5 protein-coding genes and 1 pseudogene are annotated in these 5,695 nt (G+C 66.1%); 4 read left to right on the top strand and 2 right to left on the bottom strand.

Annotated features, from left to right (window positions below):
- A partial coding sequence (locus tag QYS60_RS19435) for a thiolase family protein (protein ID WP_371383974.1) occupies positions 1 to 1,116 on the bottom strand: 1,116 nt, incomplete at its 3' end.
- A gap of 769 nt (positions 1,117 to 1,885) precedes the next feature.
- Between QYS60_RS19435 and QYS60_RS19440 the strand changes: the two genes are divergently transcribed.
- From QYS60_RS19440 to QYS60_RS19455, 4 genes and pseudogenes are all read left to right on the top strand, one after another.
- Complete coding sequence (locus tag QYS60_RS19440; protein WP_371383975.1) at positions 1,886 to 2,920, top strand: porin PorA family protein; 1,035 nt, start codon at positions 1,886 to 1,888, stop codon at positions 2,918 to 2,920.
- 115 nt (positions 2,921 to 3,035) lie between these two features.
- Positions 3,036 to 3,230 (top strand): ferredoxin, encoded by a 195-nt coding sequence (locus QYS60_RS19445; RefSeq protein ID WP_289381438.1) that lies wholly within the window; start codon positions 3,036 to 3,038, stop codon positions 3,228 to 3,230.
- Between the two features lie 89 nt (positions 3,231 to 3,319).
- Positions 3,320 to 3,730, top strand: a complete 411-nt coding sequence (locus QYS60_RS19450; RefSeq protein WP_289381440.1) for an SCP2 sterol-binding domain-containing protein — start codon at positions 3,320 to 3,322, stop codon at positions 3,728 to 3,730.
- A 395-nt stretch (positions 3,731 to 4,125) separates the two neighbouring features.
- Positions 4,126 to 5,090 (top strand): annotated as a pseudogene (locus tag QYS60_RS19455) (IS110 family transposase).
- Positions 5,091 to 5,400: 310 nt separating this feature from the next.
- Here the strand turns inward: QYS60_RS19455 and QYS60_RS19460 are convergent.
- On the bottom strand, positions 5,401 to 5,695 hold a 295-nt coding region (locus QYS60_RS19460; protein WP_371383976.1), incomplete at its 5' end, for an aldehyde dehydrogenase family protein.

The following is a 5,695-nucleotide window of genomic DNA, read 5'->3' on the forward strand; positions in this document are numbered from 1 at the left end:
GTCGAGGTCGCGGCGGACGAGGTCCTTGGCGACCCGCAGGCTCAGGATGGCACCGGTCGCTCCGACCGGGTGTCCGAGCGCGATCGCCCCACCGTACGGATTCGTCTTCTCCGGGTTCAGCTTCGCATCCCGGATAACCGCGACCGCCTGCGACGCGAAGGCCTCGTTCAGCTCGATCACGTCGATGTCCCCCGGGGTGGTCCCGGTCTGCTCGAACAGGTTCTGCAACGCCAAGACGGGGGCGTACCCCATCAGACCCGGATCCATCGCTGCGGTCGCGACCGCGGCGAGCGTGACCAGCCCCCTCAGGCCCTTCTCCTGCGCGGCAGACTGCGTCGCCAGCACCAGCGCGGCGGCACCGTCGTTGATCCCGGACGCGTTCCCGGCCGTGACCGACCCGCCCTCCTCGAACGCCGGCCGCAGCTTCGCCAGGGTTTCCACGGTGGTGTCGGGCTTGGGGTGCTCGTCGACCTCAACAGTCTTCGGGCGCCGGCCCCCGATCTCGACCGGGGTGATCTCCTCGGCAAAAGCGGCCCTCGCGGCCGCCGCAGCGGCGCGGCGCTGCGACTCGGCCGCGAACTCGTCCTGCTGCTCGCGGCTGACGTCGTACTTGCGGGCGACCGCCTCGGCGGTGCGGCCCATGTGCACACCACCGAACGGGTCGGTCAGCATCGCGACGGTGCCATCGATCAGTGTGCGGTCCCCGAGCTTGAACCTGGCGCGCGCGCCGAAGTCGTAGAACGGCATCCGCGACATGCTCTCGTCGCCGCCGGCGAGGGTGATGCTCGCGCCGCCCCACCGCATCTGCATCGCGGCCGACCACACCGCCTGCAATCCGGACCCGCAGAGCCGGTTGACGGTGTAGGCGGGCGTCTTTTCAGGGAGGCCGGTGGCGATCGCGACGCGGCGGGCGTTGTAGGCGTCGGACCCGACCTGGCCGATGCAGCCCATCACGACCTCGTCGATGTCCTCGCCCGACACCCCGGCGCGCGAGAGTGCGGCTTTGGCCGCGGCCGCGCCGAGTTCGTGCGCGGGCACGTCCTTCAACGCGCTACCGAAGCTGCCGATCGGGGTCCGCGCCCCGTCGACCACGACGATCGGTTCGGGAGCATTCATGAGAAACCTTCTCATTCGTGTTGAGTTGTCAGCTAAGCCGTAGCTGTCGGCCGGGTGCGGCCCATGTCCGAGACCGCCAAGCCGCCGCTCGTGCCGGTGCTGCTGCTGTGCGTTCAGCGAGGTGCAGTCAGAGTGTGGGTCTGACGTCGAGGGGTATCTGCAAGGGACAGTCATCCAGAATCCGGTCGAGCTGCCATTCGTATCTCACACTCGTCATACCGAATTGGGTGAGCAGTTCCTCAGGCGGAGCAGTGCCGAATGGCAACCATCGGCAGGCGAACTCCGCGATCGCGCAATCAAAGCGGTCCATCACACGGGCCCGTCCCTTCCAGTTCGGCGCGCTGGCGGCCTTCGACGCACCCAGTGTCGGGTGGTGTTGTGCCGAAATGGTTTCGGCGTCAGGATGTCGGGACGAACGCGGCAGTAATGCGGCCGTTGTCCTGGACCGCGGGACCGGTGCGGGTCAGTGAACAAAGCACCGACCGAACGCGGCTGTGTACTCAGTCGCAAAATTTCGGTTGTTGTGTCCGGAATCACGGCATTCTGGTTCGGTTCTCAAGCGATCGACCGGGATATGCGAACAGTCCTAGACCGCAGGGATGGTTTCTCGGCAGTGTTCCGCCGTGACCACGGGTGAGGGTTACCCGACGAACCGACGCACGGCCATCCATGCAACGGATGAACGAATCGACGCGGCCGAGAGGCGGTCCATCCCGATGGCGACGGGGCACGTACTCACCTACCGATCAAATATATGAAGGACCGGTCGATGTTTGTCAGACGCTCTTCGACGATCTTTCTGGCCGTGGGCGTGCTGTTCATCGCTCTTGCCGCGCTGGTGCGGTTCGTGCTGGTGCCCACGCTGTCGAAACTGCCCGGCGACCTCGATGTCAATCCCGTGTACGAGGGGACCGGCACGTTGCTCAACGCCGAAGCCCTGCAGACCGGCGACATCGCCAATATGATCGCTTCCGATGTTCCCGTGACAATCGATCGGCACATCTACGTATCGAGCACCGACGGTGACACCGCGATCGCACATGACGACAGCATCCTCGCGGCGGCCGGGCTCTCCGTGCCGTCCAACCACACCTACGCCCTCGACCGCAAGACGATGGACGCGACGAACAGCGACGCAGGCGAGGGGATCGAACCTCACAGCGGGATGACCATCGCTCTTCCGCTGCAACCGGACCCGTCGGCGAGCTACAAGTACTACGACGCTACGACCAGAACCACGGTCCCGATGACCTACCTCGACTCGGGCACGGTCGTCGGACGCGACGTCCTCAACTACTCGGTGGAAGCGAAGGGCATCCTGCGTGATCCCGCGATCGCGGGGACGTTGCCGCCGGCACTGCCCAAGGCGCTCGTCGGATCACTCACGCGCCTGCTTCCAGCAGATGTGCAGCAGAGCCTCGGAGGTGCGCTGGGGCAGCTAGCCGATCCGGTGCCCTTCACCTACACCGCAGCCACCCGCATCAACCTCGCCGCCGACCAGACCTTGGGATCGCCGATCGATGCGCAATTGAATCAGGAGATCCTCGCGAATGTGGAGATCGGCGGCCAGCTGTTTCCCGTCCTGTCCGTCCTGTCCATCGACGCTGCACTCACCGACCAGTCGATCAGCGACGCAGCAGCCTCTGCCAAGTCCCAAAGCATTCAGCTGAACCTGATCAGCGTGGTCACACCGATCGTCTTGTTCCTCCTCGGCGTGCTGGCACTGCTTGTAGGCCTCCTCCGGAGGCGCCTGCGGTCGGTCGCCCCGTCTCCGGTGTCGCGGGCGAACGTCTCAGTGCGCTAGCCCAGGCTCGGACCGATCCACACATTCAAAACATCATCACGGCTCGGTGAGCTGGACCCATTCCACCCACCGGGTGCCCCCGAACCACCTGTGCCGACGAAGGGAAAACCGGCCCATGGACATCCACGTCGACTACGACCGGTGCGAAGGGCACGGCGAGTGCGTCATCGCTGCCCCCGAAGTCTTCGAACTCAACGACGAGGGCGACGAGGTGGTCGTCTTGGACGACTCTCCCGGCGAGGCCCTTCGCCGGAAGGTGGAAACGGCGGTCAAGCTGTGCCCGGTCGCGGCTCTACGGATTGCCGACTGAGCCCAATCATTTCGGATCCGACCTCGAAGTGTGCTCCAGCAAAATCGCCCCACCAAAAGTGACATCCATCAGAGAGAAAGCAGAGAACCATGCCCGCATTCACCGACCCCACCGACCTGCGCAAGTTCGTCGGAGGCATCTTCGAGAAGGCCTACCTGGACGAAAAGCTCGGCCCCAAGCTCACCGCCACCGGCGCCGTCCTGCTCGTCTCCTGCCACGATCCAGCCTGTGAGGTCGTGCTCGACATGCCCAACAACAAGGTCTATTCCAGCGTCGAGGAGGGCGGCGTGGAACCGAACGCCACGCTGCGGATGAGTTCGGAGAACGCGAACAAGTTCTGGCAGGGCAAGCTCAACATGACAATGGCTCTGACGAAGGGCACCGTCAAGGCTGAGGGCCAGATCATGAAGGTACTCAAGCTGGTACCCAGCACCAAGTTCCTGTTTCCGATTTACATCCAGGACCTCAAAGATGCCGGACGCGAAGATCTCATCGCCTAGACGCTGACAGCGGGAGCATGCCGACGACGCCGATCCGCGATGGGGCCGGGTATTGCACCGGCCCCATCGCCATGCCCGGACCGAACCCCGACTGGTCCGCCGACACCTCCCACCGCAGGCAGGTTCGATTCAGGAGCGGCGCTGCTGCTCTAGACGTATGGGGGACCGCCGGCGTTGAGCCGGGGGTTGCGGGTCGGTGCCCCGCTTACCCATGTTCGTGGGTTACCGAGCAGGAAGCCCCTGCCCGTTCTTTTCGGCAGTGGTGGGAGTCCCCGGTGTTTACCGAGCGTGCGAGCGTTGGACTGGACGTGCACGCACGTTCGGTCGCGGCAGCGGCCATCGACAGCGTCACAGGTCGGGTGTTCCAGACCAAGTTGACCCCGTCCTAGGAGCACATCCGATCCTGGATCACGGACCTACCGGGTCCGGTAGCGGTGGTCTACGAGACCGGTCCGACCGGTTTCGGGCTATATCGGGCGTTGACCACCTCACAGGTGCGGTGCGAGGTCGTCGCTCCCTCCAAGCTGCAGAAACCCTCCGGGGATCGGGTCAAGACCGACGCCCGTGATGCCGTGCATCTGGCCCGGCTGCTGCGCCTGGACGAGGTCACCTCAATCCCCAGCGTCGATCAGGAAGCAGCCCGGGACCTGGTGCGGGCCCGGGAGGACTGCCGCGGGGATCTGATGCGCGCACGGCATCGCCTGTCGAAACTGCTGCTGCGGCACGGCCTCGTCTACTACGGCGGGGTGGCGTGGACCGGCGCGCACGACCGGTGGCTGCGCACCGAGGCGGCACCGCAGTTGGCCTTGCCGGCGACGCGGATGGCGTTCGACGCCGACTACGACCACGTGCTCACGATGCAGGCCCGACGTCGGCGCCTCGATACGGCGATCGAGGAGATGGCCGCGGCGAGTGAGTTCACCCCGACCGTTCGCCGGATGTGCTGCCTGCGCGGGGTGAGCACCTTGACCGGTTCGGGTTGGCGGTGGAGATCGGTGACCGGACTCGGTTCACCGGCAACAGCATCGGCTCGTTCGTCGGATTGGTGCCCTCGGAGCATTCCTCCGGTTCGTCGCGGGTGCAGGGATCGATCACCAGGACCGGCAACACCCACGCCCGCCGGCTCCTGGTGGAAGCCGCCTGGCATCACCGGCCCCGGTACCACGCCGGGGCGGTGGTGCGGTCGCGGTGGGATCAGGCGCCGGCGGCGGCCCGTGCCCGGGTCGACGAGGGCAACCGTCGCCTGCTCCAGCGGTGGGTGGGGCTTCTCGAACGCCGGAAACGGCCAGTGGTGACGAATGTGGCGATCGCGCGTGAGCTGGCGGGTTGGTGCTGGTCGTCGGCGGTGATGGACTGCTGAAGCGATCTCCTGATCTGCTTTGCCGACGAGTTCAGTGGGGACAGCGCGTGGATCGGCCCGCGACGCGGCTACGAGCAGGCCCCCTCGGCCGATGCTCGACTCTCGACACGCGGAGGCGATCCAGCCGAAACCCCTTCCTGCACGTGCATATGCCCCGCAAGCGGGAGGGACCCCCGCCTGACCGCGCGTCGCTCATCGACACGCTCACCACAGGGACTCGTCGACGAAGCGTTGAGGAAGCATTAAGGCGCCTTCGGGGGCGCTCCCTGGAGGCGCCTCACTCTGCCCTCTTGACAAGAGTCTCTACATATCAGCCGCGCAGTCGGAGGGTGACTGCCCGCGGCTCGGTGAAGAAGTCGCGGGAGTACTGCCCGCCTTCGCGGCCGAGGCCGCTGGCGCCTTCGCCGCCGAAGGGCAGACGCAGGTCGCGTTCGAAGAAGCAGTTGATCCACACCGTGCCGGCGCGCCACCGCGCCGCCATCCGGTGGGCCCGGTCGAGGTTCTGGGTGAACAGCATCCCGGCCAGACCGTAGGGGGAGTCGTTGGCGATGCGCAGGGCTTCCTCCTCGGTGTCGAATCCGAGGACGGTCTCGACGGGGCCGAAG

This window comes from Rhodococcus sp. GXMU-t2271, from assembly GCF_041414735.1.
GTDB classification, from domain to species: Bacteria; Actinomycetota; Actinomycetes; order Mycobacteriales; family Mycobacteriaceae; genus Rhodococcus; species Rhodococcus indonesiensis.